The sequence below is a fragment of the Yersinia proxima genome (assembly GCF_902170785.1).
GTDB lineage: Bacteria > Pseudomonadota > Gammaproteobacteria > Enterobacterales > Enterobacteriaceae > Yersinia > Yersinia proxima.
The window spans coordinates 301,280-318,106 of the sequence record NZ_CABHYG010000011.1 but is presented as its reverse complement, the minus strand read 5'-3'; the positions used below and the strand labels follow the sequence as shown (position 1 = coordinate 318,106).

The following is a 16,827-nucleotide window of genomic DNA, read 5'->3' as shown; positions in this document are numbered from 1 at the left end:
AATCAGCATTTGTTAAAAAGAGTGACAATGCCAGCGACTGCTCCCCCAAACCAATTTTCATCAAAGCGGCTCAAACCTGCCCCTGCTCTCGGTAAATACACGCCACCTCGCCGTGGGCTTTGGCTACTAACCAGCATTGTTGTATTGATACTAGTGATGGCCGCCAGCTTGATGCTCGGTGCCAAAGCTATCCCCTTTTCAGTAGTCTGGCAAAGTTTACTGGGCGAACACAGCAATGCTGACAGTATCTTAATTCTGGAGTCGCGCTTACCCCGCACCTTAATTGGTGTGCTCGCCGGTGCCGCCTTGGGGTTATCGGGTGCCGTCATTCAAGCCCTGACTCGAAACCCACTGGCTGATCCGGGAATATTGGGGGTCAATGCTGGAGCCAGTTTTGCCGTGGTGATAGGTATTACTATTTTTGGCGTTCATGCTATTCACGGCTATATGCTTTCGGCCTTTATCGGCGCGATGATAACCACACTGGTGGTGTATTGGGTCGGAACTCAGGGCGGCGGGCGAGTTGACCCTTTGCGTCTAACACTCTCTGGCGTGGCTATCGGGGCAGTATTACTCGGGATCTCGACCGGCATTTCACTGACACATCCACAGGTCTACGATCGGGTTCGCTTCTGGCAAGCAGGCTCGCTGGATATCCGTGATATGTCGGTAGTAGCGGCAGTCGCGCCCGCAATTCTTCTCGGCGGCGTGATTGCCTTGCTATTGGCGCGCCCTCTCAATGCTATGCACATGGGGGAAGATTTAGCCGCCGCAATTGGCGCACGCATTGCCCAAACCCAGTTTTGGGCCGTGGTAACAGTGACCTTGCTGTGTGGTGCGGCTACCGCCGCTGTTGGCCCGATCGCCTTTGTCGGCCTGATGGTGCCACATATTGCCCGCTGGATTGTCGGGCCGAATCAGTGCTGGGTTCTCCCTTTCACCTTGGTTATGACCCCCATTTTGCTATTAGTTTCAGATATTGTGGGACGCTTTCTGGTTCCCGGTGAATTACGGGTTTCCATCGTGACAGCGTTTATTGGCGCTCCTTTATTGATCTGGCTGGTACGCCGTAATAAGAGGATGACCGCACTATGAAACCCGCCACTCCACCGTGGCTATTTGGCCGCCCTGATGGCCCCATTAATCTGCGTATCCAGCCCCGTAGCTTGATAGTCGGCGGGTTACTGCTATTGGCCTGCTTGCTGGCGGCGATGCTGGCTTTAATGGTCGGTACATTACCGCTCACTCCGGAGCAAGTATTTGAAGCCTTATTCGGCCATGCCAGCGGTGCGGCGAATATTATCGTCAATCAATGGCGTTTACCGCGTGCAATGATGGCGTTGATTTTCGGGGCCGCACTGGGGATCAGTGGTGCCATATTTCAGTCTCTGGTACGTAACCCATTGGGTAGCCCCGATATCATCGGCTTTAATGCAGGCGCTTATACTGGCGCGTTGGTGGCGATTACTCTGTTCAATGGCAACTATTTTGAGATTGCCAGTAGTGCGCTAGGGGGCGGATTGCTGTCTGCTATCGCGGTGTATCTGTTGGCCTACCGTCAGGGGATTCAGGGCTTTCGGCTGATTATTGTCGGTATTGCCATGGGCGCAATGTTAACCGCATTTAATACCTGGCTGACTATCACCGCTTCATTGGAAGCCGCCATCACTGCCGCCGCATGGGGAGCCGGTTCTCTCAATGGTTTGACGTGGGCAAAGGGCCTGCCATCAGTGATATTTATTGCCATCGCCGCCGTGGTGGCTATGTTACTGAGCCGCCGTATGCCGCTGCTGGAAATGGGCGATGATGCTGCGGGCGCTTTAGGTGTTCCAGTTGAAAAAACTCGGTTGGGCCTGATGGCTATTGGCGTCATTTTGATGGCAGCGGTCACGGCGGCGGCGGGGCCGATTTCCTTTATTGCGCTAGCCGCACCGCAAATCGCCAAACGCCTGTCTGGTACATCATCAGTGACATTGACCGCTTCTGCATTGATGGGAGCCCTGTTATTGATTGCCGCTGATTTGTGCGCCCAACACCTGTTTTCACCTAATCAATTGCCAGTCGGTGTTGTGACTATCAGCATCGGTGGTCTGTATCTTATTTGGCTTTTAATCCGCGAGTCTGGACGATCATGAGTAATGCTAGTTCCACCACTTCACCTACCTCTCGCTTGCGGGCCGAAGCGCTGACTTTGGGTTATGACGGCAAGATAATCAGCGAAAACCTGAGTGTCGCCATTCCTGATGGTGAGTTTACGGTTATCGTCGGCCCCAATGCCTGTGGTAAATCGACACTGCTGCGCGCCTTGAGTCGATTACTGAAACCACAGGCAGGTCAGGTAATTTTGGATGGTAAGAATATTACCAGCCTTGATACCCGGCATGTTGCGCGCCATTTGGGCTTATTACCACAAAGCTCGCAAGCACCGGACGGGATCAGTGTGCTGGATCTGGTGGCGCGTGGCCGTTACCCCCACCAGAAATTATTGCAGCAATGGACACAGGCTGATAAGCAAGCAGTCAGCGATGCCATGCAGGCCACGGGTGTCAGTGAACTGGCAGACAGGTCAGTGGATGCTTTATCAGGCGGGCAACGCCAGCGAGTTTGGATAGCTATGGTGCTGGCGCAGCAAACACCATTACTGTTATTGGATGAGCCGACCACCTATCTGGATATCGCCCATCAGATTGATTTGCTTGAATTGTTTAGCAATCTTAATCAACAGCATAACCATACCCTGGTTGCTGTGCTGCATGATCTGAATCATGCCTGCCGCTATGCCACCCATATTATCGCCATGCGCGATGGAAAGATTGTCACCCAAGGAATACCGCGCGAAGTGATCACCGCAGATCTGGTGGAGCATGTCTTTGGTATGCCCTGTTTGATCATTGATGATCCGGTGTCGCACACCCCTCTGGTTATCCCAAAGGGGCGGTTTAAGGTGTGATTTAGGCTTCGGTTTTAGTAGGCAAGCAAGCGGTGTAATCCATCAATCAAACCACCGCGCCAGCACAGCGAATCATGCCCACCGCTATAAATCCGATAATGTAATCGATGCCCCGCCTGACGCAGCGCCTCGCTCATGGCCTCATTAACCTGATAAATCACATCTTCACGGCGACCCGCCTCCATAAAAATATCCAATGGATGAGCATTACCCAAACCTTGGTAAACCTGTTCGGTCAGCCAGCCTTGACGCTCGGCAGTTCCGGCAGTCAGAGCTTTAAAATTATCAACATCCGGCCACCAGAAGGAGCCGGACTGACTCAGCACACAACCAAAACGCTGCGGCCAATGTAATCCGGCATATAGCGAGGCCAATCCACCAAAACTTTGCCCTGCCACCAGGGTACGCGAGGCTTGGTCAGTAAAAGGTTGTAGCGCAGCAACTTGTGGCAATAATTCTGTTTGTAGCGCCTGCCAAAAATCCTGATTGCAAGGCAACTCTACTGAGCGATGGGGCTGGTCAATAATGTCGATCAGCACATACACACTGGCGGGCAAACGTCCGGCATCAGTTTCATTATCCAGCACACCGAATATCGGTTGCCTGGTTGCCCAATACTGCCCATCAAGCAAGATAGCCAATGGCCGCTCGGCGTTATCTGCCGTGCCCTGTGTGTGGTAAATCCATACATTGCGGCTGTTACCTAGCAATTTGCTATGCCAGGTAATTAATTGCAGCCGTTGCGTATCCGTTGGCAGTTGCTGGCCTGCATCAATAGGCTGCCAGGCGGTCTGAGGTAGGGCATCAACTAAATGCACCGCAGAAAGTGGCCTTCCGCGATAGCTGGCATGGGGGGCGGTGTGATTGAACGGATCGTTTTGTGCCAAATCCATCAAGGAGATCCACCAATTACGCTGTGCCTGCCGGCGTTCTTGTGGCGTTCCCTCAGGTAAATTCAGGCAATGTTCCGCAGTGACTGGCATAAAACTGTAGCTGCCGCGGAAATCAGATTCCACTTCAGCCTGCCAATACCAAACGTTGGTTTGGCCCAGGTGATGTAGGGTTTCAGGATGAGTACTGTGATGGTCTGTCACGCCGTTAACATCAATGTAGACACGACTATAAGTAGGTTCATCTGCCCCAGCTACCGGCTCCCGCCAAAGAAATGTCAGTCTGACTTTATCCTCAGATATCGGCTCTACCAGCGGTGTTCCCCACTGTGCAATCTGCTGCCACCACGATTCACTACCGGCTAAAGGGTCTGCTAGCAAGCGTTGGCTATCAGGATGTTCATTTGTCGTGCTCACACTCAATCCTCTTGATTTCATTGCCCAAGTCTATTCACCACTCATCGCGCCAAGGTATGCCCGCATGTGGTCAGGTTAAATACATTTGAGATTAATGACAAAGCTATTGATAACTCAGTGAGTAAAGGGTTTACCGCACCTCGGGGCACTCCGGTGGCTTACGCCACTACGACCCCAACGGCACGCTTCCCCTTCGTTTTACGTTGTCATAAATCTAATACATTTGTTATTTTTATATGAATACAAATAATATTGAGAAGTATTATTATTTGCAATAACATAGTGCGCGTTCTTTCTTGGGCGTCACCTTATTCCTGAATATGTATAAGGATACAGCCGCAACTGATTGAATGGGCAGAAATCTTTTTTATATCCATACCGGATAATAAATAAATCTGGGTGGATCCAGCACTTTTATTATTGTCTTTCCAGGTAGGGATAAATCATGTTTGATATTTCTGGCAAAAAAATGCCAAGGAAATTGCCATTCCAGGCAAGCTACACCTCAAAAGCCTTATTATTGACCTCCGCACTGATATTCATCCCCTCTCTACACACTTTGGCGGCAACTGCCGCGCAAGAAACTGCAGCAACAAAAGAAGACAAATTAGTGGTAGTTGCCAAAGCGGGTAGCGGGCAACAAGATGCGGGTTTTGTCGCCAAAAACAGTTCAACTGGAACAAAAATTGATACTCCGCTGATTCGCACTCCGCAATCTATTTCCGTTATTACCAGCCAGCAAATGCAGGATCAAGGCGCAACTTCTGTTGCTCAAGCATTGCGTTATACCGCTGGTGTAGTACCGGAATATCGCGGTGGCTCTAACATGAATGACGAAGTGATCATTCGTGGCTTCGGCTATGCACCGCGTTTTCTTGATGGCTTGAGCTACAACTCATTGGGTGGCGCACGGCGTGGTGGTCAGATTGATCCGTGGTTATTGGAGCGGGTGGAAGTGGTTCGTGGCCCGGCATCAGTACTGTATGGACAGGTCAATCCGGGTGGTCTGATCAATATGGTCAGCAAGCGCCCAACGGCTGAAAGTATTCACAAAGTACAGGTAGGAGCGGGTAATAATAGCCTGGCGGAAGCCGCTTTTGATTTTGGCGGTGTCTTGGATGATGAAGGGAAAGTTCTCTATCGCCTGAATGGGATTGGCAGAACGCAGGATGATGCGGTGAATACCTACAAGCAGGAACGTTTTGCTATCGCCCCGGCAATAACCTTTATTCCGAATGAAGACACTACCTTTACCTTATTAACCAGCTATCAGAAAGAACCCAAAGCCGGTTCACGTAACTTCTTACCGGCGACCGGCACGGTATTTGGTACCGCTTACGGCAAAATACCTTACGATTTTAACGTCAGTGACCCGTCATTTGAGCAATCTGAACGCGAGCAAACCTCAGTCGGTTATGCCCTTGAGCATTACATCAATGACACCTTTAAATTCCGTCAGAACCTGCGTTACAGCTATAACAAGCAAGACTATAAGTATCTGGTTTTTATGGATTTATTGTCCGATAGCCGCACCATGACCCGCCGCCCACAAATTGAACGCCAGACAACCGCTGAGTTTGCAGTCGATAACCAACTACAAGCTGATTTCTGGACCGGTCAACTCAACCACACGGTACTCACCGGATTGGATTACAAACGCACCCGTATTGATAGCCGATTTTATATGGGCACGGTACAGACAAAATATAATCTGGATTGGGTATCACCGGTTTATGGTCTGAATATCAAAGACAGTGACCTGTCACTGAATAGCAGTGATTTGACCAAACTTGATCAGGTTGGGGTGTATTTACAAGATCAAATCGAACTGGATAAGTGGAACTTCCTGTTGTCCGGGCGCTATGACTGGTCACAGTTAAAAACCATGAACCGTAAAACCGTCACTCAAGATCAACAAGACGATCATGCATTTACCGGCCGTGGCGGTGTGTTGTATGCCTTTGATTCTGGTATCTCACCCTATGTTAGCTACAGCACTTCATTTGAGCCAAGTACCGCCAAAGGTGCACCTGGCACCGGTGCATTAGACCCGGTCACGGCACGTCAGGTCGAACTCGGCGTTAAATACCAGCCGCCGGGCAGCAGCACTTTACTGACCACCGCACTGTATGATTTACGTCAGAAAAATATTAGCCAATACGATCAGGCTCTGGCCTATAACGTACCAATTGGCGAAGTTCAGTCTCAGGGGATCGAAACTCAGTTAAACAGTGAGATTAACGATAATATCAACCTTATTGCCGCCTATACCTACACCAAAGGGAAAGTACGTGAAACCAAGACCGCCGCTGAATTAGGCAAAATGCCCGCTCGCACACCTAGCCATTCCGCCTCACTGTGGGGTATGTACAGCTTTGATAAGGGTGTAGTAGATGGATTATCCACCGGCGTTGGCGTGCGCTACATCGGCACCAGCTGGGGTGATGCGAAAAACAGCTTTAAAGTCCCAGCGGTTACGTTATATGACTGGATGATGCGTTATGAACTGGGGCAAGTTTTACCATCCATGAAAGGCACCAGTTTGCAGGTCAACGTTAATAACGTCTTTAACAAAGAATATGTAGCCAGTTGCGCACAAATGGCGGCCTGTTTCTATGGCAGCGGCCGTGTTGCAACCGCAACCGTCAGTTATTCCTGGTAAATTTTCACTTTCAGCCGCGCCGGTTATATATGCTGGTGCGGTTTTTATCCTAATGCGTTTTTATCCTAACGAATAAGAATTGCTTAAAGAAAAGTAAATATTTGCTCTAACTAATGCCATTTTGGCGGTCATATTAAAAATAAATCTAATAAATTCAGCCTAATAACCTTTCAGTAACCTTTCATTCTATTTAGCGTAACCGGACAAAACCATTCTAAAAACAGTGGGATAATCCTATACTCGCTAACAGCATTATTTAATCGCGCCATATATTCAGGGTAAACATGCCAGCATTTAAAGGAATATCACAGCTTATGCACCGAACACGCGCCTGTAAAAAGCGCTTGTGCGGTATACTGCTGATTACCTGCTGGTTTTTCCTAAATACCCAACTGGCAATAGCCGGACATCAGTGTGATATTGCCCCTGCCGACTCGCCGGTCTTTAGCCAGCATCAAGGGCATTTACAATCAGACCCGATGCAACACATGTTGTCGGCGATGGAAATGTCTCATGGTCAGGCGCAAAACTCCCTGTGTGAAAAGCATTGTATTCCTGACTCAGTTCAATCTGACAGCGGGATGCTGGTACTGGCAGCTTTGCCGACCCACACTGAATTAGTGTTAGCGGATGTACAGCAAGCCCCACGCATTCACCGCCTCGACTGGCATATGCCGCCCATTGTCGGGCCACCCACCGAAATCGCGCTCTGCCGCTTTAGAGAATAGATCCAGACAGATTTAACCACATTATTCACGCGTCTTGCGTGCTGTGCTTATTTTATGTTTTGGAGCTATTCCTATGAGTACTTTATTTAACGCCGTATCCACCACTGCTACCACTTTAGTTTGCGCTGTTGTTCTTTTCTCTGCCCCGCTGTTGGCCGCCACCCCATCAATGACAGAAAGTATGCCGATGTCCCATAACCACGGGGCAATGATGGCTGATGCCACCACGACCAATACCAATGACTATCACTCTGGTGGGCAAATAAAAGCCTGGAATGCCAACAGCGTATCCATCGCCCACAGTGCCATTCCAGCCCTAAACTGGCCACCAATGACTATGTCCTTTGACCTGCCGGATAACCTTGCTGCAACCCCAATCCCGGTAGGCACTCAGGTCACATTTAGCTTCCGCCAGACTGAACAGGGCTATCAGCTCACCGCCATTTCAGCACAGCAACCCTAAGGCGGGAGCCATCATGAACCACTTATTGAATCACCCACTGCCGGTGCGGCCTGCGGCTGCATTGCGCTTAGGAATAGCCCGCCTGCTGATGGCTGCGACATTCAGTTTACCCGCCCTGAGCCACGCGGCGGATATCACTCTGGATCAGGCGCTGGTTTCCGCAGAGCGCTACTCGGCCGAGTTATCTGCCAATCAGCATCAGGTTAATGCGCTGGAAAATATGGCCAGTTCTGCCACCCAACTGCCTGATCCCAAATTGAAGTTTGGTATAGAAAACCTGCCAGTTGGGGGCAGCAATGCCCGCCGTTTTACCCGCGAGGGTATGACCATGCAGCGGATCGGCATCATGCAGGATTATGTCAGCAGTGATAAACGGCAAAGAAAAGCCGATACCCTCAGTGCCGAAGCGCGTAAAACCGCAGCGGGCAGCGAAACTATCCGTACCCGATTACAAAAGGAAACCGCGCAAGCCTGGCTGGATCTGGCGCTCACCGAGCAGGCCGCGAGTGATGCTAAGGTTTTAGTGCTGGAGAGCGAAAAACAGGTAGCACTACAACGGGTCGGAGTTGCCAGCGGTGGTGCGTTACCCAGCAGTGTGTTGGATGCACGTCTGACCCTGGCGGCGATGCAAGATAGATTAACCACCGCACAACGCGACGTGACTTTGTCGCAGACCCAACTGACCCAGTTAACCGGTATTGAAGTTCAGCACGTCGATGGCCCATTACCCAAGTTCTCCCGCCTGCCAGCGGATATCACCGTATTGCGAGACACCATCAATCAGCATCCGGAAATCTTGCTCGCCAGCCGCGAAGCGGAGGTTGCCAAAGCACGTTCGGCGCAATCAGCCATTGCGGCGATACCGGATGTCGGTATTGAAGTTTATTACGCCAAACGCGCAGAAGAGTATGAGGATATGGCAGGGGTGATGGTAACCGTCGATCTGCCGCTATTTCGCTCGCAACGTCAGGATAAAGACTATGCCGCGGATGTCTCGCGCACCATGGAAGCCAACGACCAGCTCACTCTACTGACCCGTGACCATCGGGCGCAGCTCGACACGCTGCTGGCGCAATATCAGGCTACACAGCAGTTATGGCAGCGACAGATTAATGATGTTTTACCACTGCAAAAACAACGTGTTGATTTGATGATGGCACAGTATCAAGCCAATAAAAGCGATTTGAGCAGTGTACTGGAAGCCCGGCGCGCCCTGCTCGATAGCCAGCTCAACACCAGCAATGCCGCCAGAGAATTAGCCCGTACCTGGGCTGCTATCCGTTATCTGACCCCGCAGGAGAGCGTGCGATGAAAAAGTATTTTAGCCTGACTTTAGTGGCTGTCGCCGTCATCAGTGGCATCGCGGGTTATCTGCTCGGGAAACCGGCATCACATGCCACATCAACCGTTGCTGCAAGCCCTGAAGTCACAGCGGAAAACAGCCGCACAGTGCTGTATTGGTACGATCCGATGTCCCCCGGTCAACGCTTTGATAAACCGGGAAAATCACCGTTTATGGATATGGAACTGGTGCCGCGCTATGCCGGTGAAACCGTGGAAGATGGAGGCGTCATGATCAGCGCCCGTCAACAGCAAAATTTGGGGCTGCGCACCGCGCCAGCAGAAATGCGCACACTCAACTATCGCCTTACTGGCTACGGCACCGTGGCAACAGATGAGCGCAGTGTACAAGTCATCGCTGCCCGCGCTAACGGCATTATCGAGCAATTATATGTACGCGCCAATCAGCAGCCAGTGACAAAAAATCAATCCTTGGCGCAGTTATGGGTTCCCGACTGGAGTGCTGCTCAGCAAGAGTATCTGGCTATCCGCAAATTGGGGGACCGTGCATTGACTGCGGCGGCACGCCAGCGGCTACAGCTGCAATTTATGCCAGAAGAGGTGATTCGCAGTGTCGAAAAAAGTGGCCAGCCACAAACTCGGGTGACACTGCGCTCCCCTGCCAATGGCTATGTCAATAAACTGGATATCCGTGCCGGTTCGCAAGTCACAGCAACGCAATCCCTGTTTGAGTTAGCCAGCCTCGATCCAGTGTGGATCGTGATGGATTATCCGCAATCGCAAGCCAGTTTAGTCCGGATCGGCAGTGAAGTTACTGCGACTACGGCCAGTTGGCCGGGTGAGTCCTTCCACGGCAAAGTCAGCGAGTTATTGCCTAATATGGATCTCGCAACCCGCACTCTGAAAGCACGTATTACCTTGGAAAACCCACAACAAAAGCTCAAACCGGGTATGTACCTGAATGTGCAATCGACACAAACAGATACGCTTGAACCGGTGCTGGTCATTCCACAGGAAGCCTTATTGATGACGGGCAGCCGCAACACCGTATTACTGGCAGAAGGAAATGGTCACTTTAAGCCGGTTGAAGTCAGTGCCGGGCAAACTCAGGACGGTTGGGTAGAAATCAAATCGGGGCTGAGTCAGGGTCAGTTGGTGGTGACCTCCGGGCAGTTCCTGATTGATTCAGAAGCCAGCTTACAAAGTGCCCTGCCGCAAATGGCTGACACCCCAGAAACCGTGGCGCCAGCCGTTGATAGCACCGCACCAGCGCCGGTCGATATTTACTCGGTACAAGGGGAGGTCAATGCGATTAATGGCTCAACAATCACGCTTTCGCATGGCCCGATAGCCGCCTTGAAATGGGGCGCGATGACCATGGATTTCCTGCTGCCACCGGGCAAACTATCAGCGGATATCCACGTTGGTAGTGAAGTCAATTTCACCTTTACCTTGACTGAGCAAGGCGCGCAAATCCGTCAGATCCAACCGGTAAAAAACAATAACTCCAATAACAACATGGATATTCATGGGAGTCACTTATGATCGCCGCCATTATCCGCTGGTCGTTGCGCAACCGGCTGTTGGTACTGCTGGGCGCAGTCATGATGGCTGCCTGGGGGATTTGGTCACTGCAACAAACTCCGCTGGATGCGTTGCCAGACTTGTCGGACACGCAAGTGATCATTCGTGTCAGTTACCCTGGCAAAGCCCCACAAGTAGTGGAGGATCAGGTCACTTATCCGCTGACTACCACCATGTTGTCGGTGCCCGGCGCTAAAACTGTGCGCGGTTTTTCCATGTTCGGCGATGCCTATGTTTATGTTTTATTTGATGATGGCACCGATCCTTACTGGGCGCGCTCAAGGGTGCTGGAGTACCTCAGCCAGGTGCAATCCACCCTGCCTGCCGAGGCCAAAGCGGCACTGGGGCCAGACGCCACTGGTGTCGGCTGGATTTATGAATATGCATTAATTGATAGAACCGGCAAACACAGCCTGGCCGATTTACGCGCATTGCAGGATTGGACACTGAAGTTTGAGTTAAAAACGGTGCCAAATGTGTCAGAAGTTGCCAGTGTTGGCGGCATGGTACGCCAATATCAGGTGATTCTTGATCCGGAAAGGATGCGTGCGCTGAATCTATCTCATCAGCAAATCGCCAGCGCCATTGCCGACAGTAATCAGGAAGGCGGCGGCTCAGTGCTAGAAATGGGGGCTGCCGAATATATGGTGCGCGCCAGCGGCTACCTGAAAACGCCGGATGATTTTAGAAATATTGTGATTACCGCCCGTGATGGCATTCCTATTTTACTGTCTGATGTTGCCAGCGTGCGCATGGGGCCAGAAATGCGGCGCGGCGTAGCAGAATTGAACGGTGAAGGGGAAGTCGCTGGCGGCATCATTGTGATGCGCTACGGCAAAAATGCCCTGGAAACCATCAACGGCGTGAAAGAGAAGCTACAACAGATTCAGCGCAGCTTACCCGCCGGAGTGGAAATTGTACCGGTGTATGATCGCTCACACCTGATTACTCAGGCCATCGACAGTTTATCATTTAAGTTGTTGGAAGAGTTTTTAGTGGTCGCGGTTATCTGCTCGCTGTTTTTGTTCCACTTCCGTTCCGCGCTGGTCGCCATCATCACCCTACCCCTTGGCATCCTTGGTGCCTTTATTGTTATGCACTATCAAGGGGTTAATGCCAATATCATGTCGCTGGGTGGCATCGCCATAGCCATTGGTGCCATGGTGGATGCGGCGATCGTCATGATCGAAAACATGCACAAAGTATTAGAGCAATGGCGGCGAGATCACCCCGGCCAAACACCAGTTAGTCAAGATTATTGGCGTATTTCAGAACAAGCGGCGATTGAAGTCGGCCCGGCTCTGTTTTGCAGTTTATTGATTATCACTTTGTCATTCATTCCGGTCTTTACCCTACAGGCGCAGGAGGGGCGGATGTTTTCCCCACTGGCCTTTACGAAAACCTATGCCATGGCGGTTTCTGCCGGTTTAGCGATAACGTTGGTGCCGGTATTAATGGGGTATTTTATTCGCGGGAAAATTCCTGACGAAAATGCGAATCCGATTAACCGCTGGCTCATCGCCCTTTATCACCCGGTATTGACCGCGGTGCTGGCGCGGCCCAAAACTACCCTGGCCGTCGCAGGGATGTTATTGCTGGCAACCTTATACCCACTAAGCCGCTTGGGCAGCGAGTTTATGCCCGCTTTGGATGAAGGCGATTTACTGTATATGCCCTCAACCTTACCGGGAATCTCAGTGCGAGAAGCCAGCCATTTGCTGCAACAAACGGATCGTTTAATCAAAACAGTACCCGAAGTGGATACCGTGTTTGGTAAAGCCGGACGTGCAGAAACAGCCACCGATCCCGCGCCACTCACTATGATCGAAACCACCATTCGGTTTAAACCCAAAAGTCAATGGCGGCCGGGCATGACCATGGATAAGTTGATTGAAGAACTGGATGCTACGGTCAATGTTCCCGGTATTGCCAATTTGTGGGTACCACCGATCCGTAATCGGCTGGACATGCTATCTACCGGGATCAAAAGCCCGGTGGGGATCAAAGTGAACGGCAAAAATGTGCAGCAAATTGAGCAGGTGGCACAGCAAATTGAGCAGGTGGTACGTAAAGTGCCGGGCGTGACCTCAGCGCTGTCTGAACGGCTGGCCGGTGGCCGCTATGTGGATATCGACATCGATCGCAAACGAGCCGCCCGCTATGGTGTTTCAGTTAAAGAGCTGCAATCGTTGGTGGAAACCGTGATTGGCGGGCAAAACATCGGTGAAACCATTGAAGGCCGCGAGCGCTATCCCATCAATCTGCGTTATCCACGGGAAATTCGTGATTCACTACAGAAATTGCGCGACTTACCGGTTGTCACCGCCAGTGGCGGGCAAGTGGCATTATCTGAACTGGCGGATATTAAAGTAACAGAAGGCCCGCCGATGCTGAAAAGTGAAAATGCGCGCTTATCCGATTGGGTTTATGTCGATCTGCGAGGTCGGGATTTAAAATCAGCCGTCACAGATATGCAGCAGGCCGTCGCTGAGCAAGTCAAACTGCCGGAGGGTGTCTCGCTCAGTTGGTCTGGGCAATTTGAATATCTGGAGCGGGCAACAGCGAAACTGAAAATTGTCCTGCCGGTTACCTTGACTATCATTTTCGTGCTGCTGTATGTGACTTTCAGCAGTGTCCGTGATGCCGCTTTGATTATGGCAACCCTGCCGTTTGCCTTGATTGGCGGGGTCTGGTTGCTCTATGGACTGGGCTATAACTTTTCCGTTGCCGCCGCCGTCGGCTTTATTGCGTTGGCGGGGGTAGCGGCAGAGTTTGGCGTGATCATGGTGCTGTATCTCAATCAGGCAGTGAAAAAACATCAACGGCCCGGTATACCGATGACGGCCAATGAAATGAGCGCTGCCATTCACGAAGGTGCGGTATTGCGAGTTCGCCCCAAAGCCATGACCGTTGCCACCATAATGGCCGGCTTGTTGCCCATTATGTGGGGAGGGGGGACGGGATCAGAAGTAATGCAGCGCATCGCTGCCCCGATGATCGGTGGAATGGTGAGCGCGCCATTGCTTTCCATGCTGGTCATTCCTGCGGTGTATATGTTGCTGCATAAAAAAGACAGCAAACAACACTAAATCTCAAAAGTATTACCATAGCCCTCAGTTCTGCTTTGCTGAACTGAGGGCTTTCTTATTAATATCTCATAACTTCTCATTTCGCCCAGTACAACGAAAAGTTAAGTTAATACGATATGCCCCAGTTGCGGGAGAGAACCCGGCTTTAATCGGCAATACACCGTGGTAATTCAAGCGAGACGGCCCGCCCCACACCACCACATCGCCTTCACTCAATAAAACTCTCTGACATTTAGCCTCACGGGATGCACCACCAAATTGAAATACCGCTGGCAGCCCCAACGAAACAGAGACAATGGGTTGGCGTAAATCCAACTCATCTCTATCTTGATGCAAGGATAACTTAGCCCCCACCTCATAACGATTTATCAAACAGGCATCGGGCTGAAAATCCACAAAACCAGCTTGTTGCGCAGCGGCCACTGCCAGCGACATAAAACTTTGCGGTATGGCGGGCCAACACATCTCTGTTAGCGGATCGATCGGACTATAGCGGTAACCACGAGCATCGCTGACCCATCCCAACGAACCACAATTACTCATGGCGACCGACATCCGGTAGCCACCTGGGGTAATTAAATGTCGAAAGGGAGCTACAGTGGTAATAGTTGTGATCTCAGCCAACAGCGAGGGTGCCTGCTCTTGGGCAAAATGATGTAAAATAAAAGCTCCAGGAGCTAACTCTTCAACCCAAGGTTCATTGGGTAACTGAGAAAACAGATCCATGGTCATGATGGCCTCACTTCAGCTCAAGCTAACGCATGACTAAAATCAACATAGTTTACTCTAAGCACTCATTTAGCGTCATGACGTTATACTTTTCCTATGCACAGGGAACACATTAAGATTAAAAATCCTTAAAGATCATAAAAAATGCAGAATAAAAATGTCGAAAATATAGTTAAATAAAGAATACAGGATGAAAAGAAAATAAGAAACAATGATAATTAATGAAAAAAAATAGTATATTCAGGTTAAATACCCGCTTGTTCATTTAAATTAAATCATGCAAGAATATGCCGCGTAGTTATTTCAATCCTTTAAAAATTAAAACAAAGAAAGATAAAAATGAATTAATAACTTTACAATAAAAATACATGGCAAAAGCCATTTTTAACACACACAGCATCAAAGAGAAAACCTCATTTAGCGTAAACCTTATTTATCAAAAATAAGATAAAACCTTATAGATATAAAAGAGTAAATATACACCTTATACAGGATAGGTAGCCGTCGATATGGAGACAAATGAGATTGTGTTTAAATTAGAAGGAACAGTGCTATTTTCTCCAGCACAACGTTGCTTGAATGGTCCCGATGGTTCAGTGGTAATATTAACTGAAAATAATCTTAGATTTTTACAACTGTTACTTGAAGGAATAACTGAAAAAGAACTGATTATCAATCAGGTATGGAAAGAACAACGCGGAGCTGTCAGTGAAAGCAGCTATTATGGACAACTCTATATGCTGCGTAAGGCATTTGTTCAGGTAGGGCTGAATGAGTCCCTTATTCATACCATTCCGCGCAAAGGCGTTCGTTATACCGGTTCAGTAAGCCAAATGATGGCAAGTAAGGAGTCCGAAAACCAATCAAAAAACAATGATAATCATAACGTAATGACTTTTCCTGATCCCTCTCAGATAGCGACACTTACTGTGCCTACACATAGTGTAGTGTCGCAGGTTGCTCCGATACACATTAAACAAAGTTTTTTGCAAAGCAATCGTTGGAAAAAATTAATTTCATTACTCGCTTTTTTCTCTTTCTGCTGGCTCTCATTTCTCTCCGTCTTGGTCATTATTATCTTATTAGGTGGAAATAAATAAGAATCTTAATAGCTCCACTTAAATAAATATGATTTTAAAAGACTAAATGATGGTACTAAAAAGGATTTACCACTTACGAAAGTATTTAATAGCTACCACTACGAACGAGGCGAAAATAAAAACATCAATTTTAGTAGTAGCAATATATCATCTCAGTACTGGATTTAAGTTACTGGGAAAACTTCACAATAATTAGCAAGGAAAGTAAATCATGATGAATTTAATGACTAAAGGTTATGTCGCAGCACAAGTTAATGCACAAGAATTTCTGAAAGACAATCGCGGTTCTATTATTGAATACGTCATGATTATTGCATTAGCAGGTATCCTTATTACTGCGGCTAAAACACCACTAACTGAGCTGGTAGCTGAGTTAGTTAAAGAAGCTAAAGCAGCTGTGACTAAATAATTTTCATTTCAATACTGTTAATATGGCAGCCTTAGGCTGCCATATTATTAACATCTAACCAGGCCGAGTAGTGAATATATTACAAGTACTGTTAGCCACTTTATTAGTGCTGCAATTACTATTAATCTGTTATAGCGACATTCGCCATCGAGTTATTAGCAATAAATGGATAATTACAGTTACCATCAATACATTGACGTTAAGTTTAATCACATATTCTACAGCTAGCATTGCTATTCCTCTATTAGCATTATTAATAGGTTATATTATTTTTCATTTAAAACTGATAGGGGGTGGCGACGTTAAATTAATAACCGTATTACTAATTACATTGAATACCGAGCAATCGATTAATTTTATTCTGTATACGGCGATAATGGGCGGAGTTGTGATGATAGTAGGCATATTAATCAACCGTACTGATATTCAACAAAGAGGTGTTCCTTATGCTGTTGCGATTTCTGGTGGCTTCTTAATATCTTTTCTTTTCTAAATGCTAATCGC

At 49.0% G+C, this 16,827-nt stretch carries 14 protein-coding genes; 12 read left to right on the top strand and 2 right to left on the bottom strand.

Going from position 1 to position 16,827, the window contains the following annotated elements:
* Positions 1-27: 27 nt before the first annotated feature.
* Genes fepD through FTB31_RS10350 form a run of 3 tightly spaced genes read left to right on the top strand, consistent with a single transcriptional unit; the run spans position 28 to position 2,950 of the window.
* Positions 28-1,095, top strand: coding sequence for a Fe(3+)-siderophore ABC transporter permease (gene fepD / locus FTB31_RS10360; RefSeq protein WP_227731356.1), 1,068 nt, complete (start codon positions 28-30; stop codon positions 1,093-1,095).
* Positions 1,092-2,135 (top strand): iron-enterobactin ABC transporter permease, encoded by a 1,044-nt coding sequence (gene fepG, locus FTB31_RS10355; protein WP_227726779.1) that lies wholly within the window; start codon positions 1,092-1,094, stop codon positions 2,133-2,135. The genes fepD and fepG overlap by 4 nt, the downstream gene beginning before the upstream one ends.
* Positions 2,132-2,950 carry an ABC transporter ATP-binding protein gene (locus FTB31_RS10350; protein WP_227731355.1) on the top strand — a complete coding sequence of 273 codons (819 nt, stop codon included), beginning with the start codon at positions 2,132-2,134 and terminating at the stop codon, positions 2,948-2,950. Before fepG ends, FTB31_RS10350 begins: the two co-directional genes overlap by 4 nt.
* A gap of 14 nt (positions 2,951-2,964) precedes the next feature.
* On the opposite strand, the gene fes is transcribed toward FTB31_RS10350, so the two are convergent.
* Positions 2,965-4,257 (bottom strand): enterochelin esterase, encoded by a 1,293-nt coding sequence (gene fes / locus FTB31_RS10345; RefSeq protein ID WP_227726777.1) that lies wholly within the window; start codon positions 4,255-4,257, stop codon positions 2,965-2,967.
* Positions 4,258-4,702: 445 nt separating this feature from the next.
* On the opposite strand from fes, the gene FTB31_RS10340 reads away from it, so the two are divergent.
* From FTB31_RS10340 to FTB31_RS10315, 6 genes are all read left to right on the top strand, one after another.
* On the top strand, positions 4,703-6,919 hold the full coding sequence (locus tag FTB31_RS10340) for a TonB-dependent siderophore receptor (RefSeq protein ID WP_227731354.1): 2,217 nt from the start codon (positions 4,703-4,705) through the stop codon (positions 6,917-6,919).
* A gap of 314 nt (positions 6,920-7,233) precedes the next feature.
* Complete coding sequence (locus FTB31_RS10335) at positions 7,234-7,647, top strand: hypothetical protein (protein WP_050077254.1); 414 nt, start codon at positions 7,234-7,236, stop codon at positions 7,645-7,647.
* 73 nt (positions 7,648-7,720) lie between these two features.
* The gene (locus FTB31_RS10330; RefSeq protein ID WP_050077139.1) at positions 7,721-8,110 is read left to right on the top strand and encodes a copper-binding protein; all 390 of its coding nucleotides are present in this window, start codon (positions 7,721-7,723) and stop codon (positions 8,108-8,110) included.
* Positions 8,111-8,123: 13 nt separating this feature from the next.
* Positions 8,124-9,422: a TolC family protein gene (locus FTB31_RS10325; RefSeq protein ID WP_227731353.1), complete on the top strand. Its 1,299-nt coding sequence runs from the start codon at positions 8,124-8,126 to the stop codon at positions 9,420-9,422.
* On the top strand, positions 9,419-10,957 hold the full coding sequence (locus FTB31_RS10320) for an efflux RND transporter periplasmic adaptor subunit (RefSeq protein ID WP_227731352.1): 1,539 nt from the start codon (positions 9,419-9,421) through the stop codon (positions 10,955-10,957). The genes FTB31_RS10325 and FTB31_RS10320 overlap by 4 nt, the downstream gene beginning before the upstream one ends.
* Complete coding sequence (locus FTB31_RS10315) at positions 10,954-14,085, top strand: efflux RND transporter permease subunit (protein WP_227731351.1); 3,132 nt, start codon at positions 10,954-10,956, stop codon at positions 14,083-14,085. The genes FTB31_RS10320 and FTB31_RS10315 overlap by 4 nt, the downstream gene beginning before the upstream one ends.
* A 66-nt stretch (positions 14,086-14,151) precedes the next feature.
* On the opposite strand, the gene alkB is transcribed toward FTB31_RS10315, so the two are convergent.
* The gene (gene alkB, locus FTB31_RS10310; RefSeq protein WP_227731350.1) at positions 14,152-14,817 is read right to left on the bottom strand and encodes a DNA oxidative demethylase AlkB; all 666 of its coding nucleotides are present in this window, start codon (positions 14,815-14,817) and stop codon (positions 14,152-14,154) included.
* Positions 14,818-15,323: 506 nt separating this feature from the next.
* Here alkB and FTB31_RS10305 point away from each other — a divergent pair.
* The 3 genes from FTB31_RS10305 (at position 15,324) to FTB31_RS10295 (ending at position 16,816) form a co-directional block, all read left to right on the top strand.
* Positions 15,324-15,914: a winged helix-turn-helix domain-containing protein gene (locus FTB31_RS10305; protein WP_050077133.1), complete on the top strand. Its 591-nt coding sequence runs from the start codon at positions 15,324-15,326 to the stop codon at positions 15,912-15,914.
* A gap of 211 nt (positions 15,915-16,125) precedes the next feature.
* Positions 16,126-16,323, top strand: a complete 198-nt coding sequence (locus FTB31_RS10300; protein ID WP_050077131.1) for a hypothetical protein — start codon at positions 16,126-16,128, stop codon at positions 16,321-16,323.
* 70 nt (positions 16,324-16,393) lie between these two features.
* Positions 16,394-16,816: an A24 family peptidase gene (locus tag FTB31_RS10295; RefSeq protein ID WP_227731349.1), complete on the top strand. Its 423-nt coding sequence runs from the start codon at positions 16,394-16,396 to the stop codon at positions 16,814-16,816.
* The last annotated feature ends 11 nt before the right edge of the window (positions 16,817-16,827 follow it).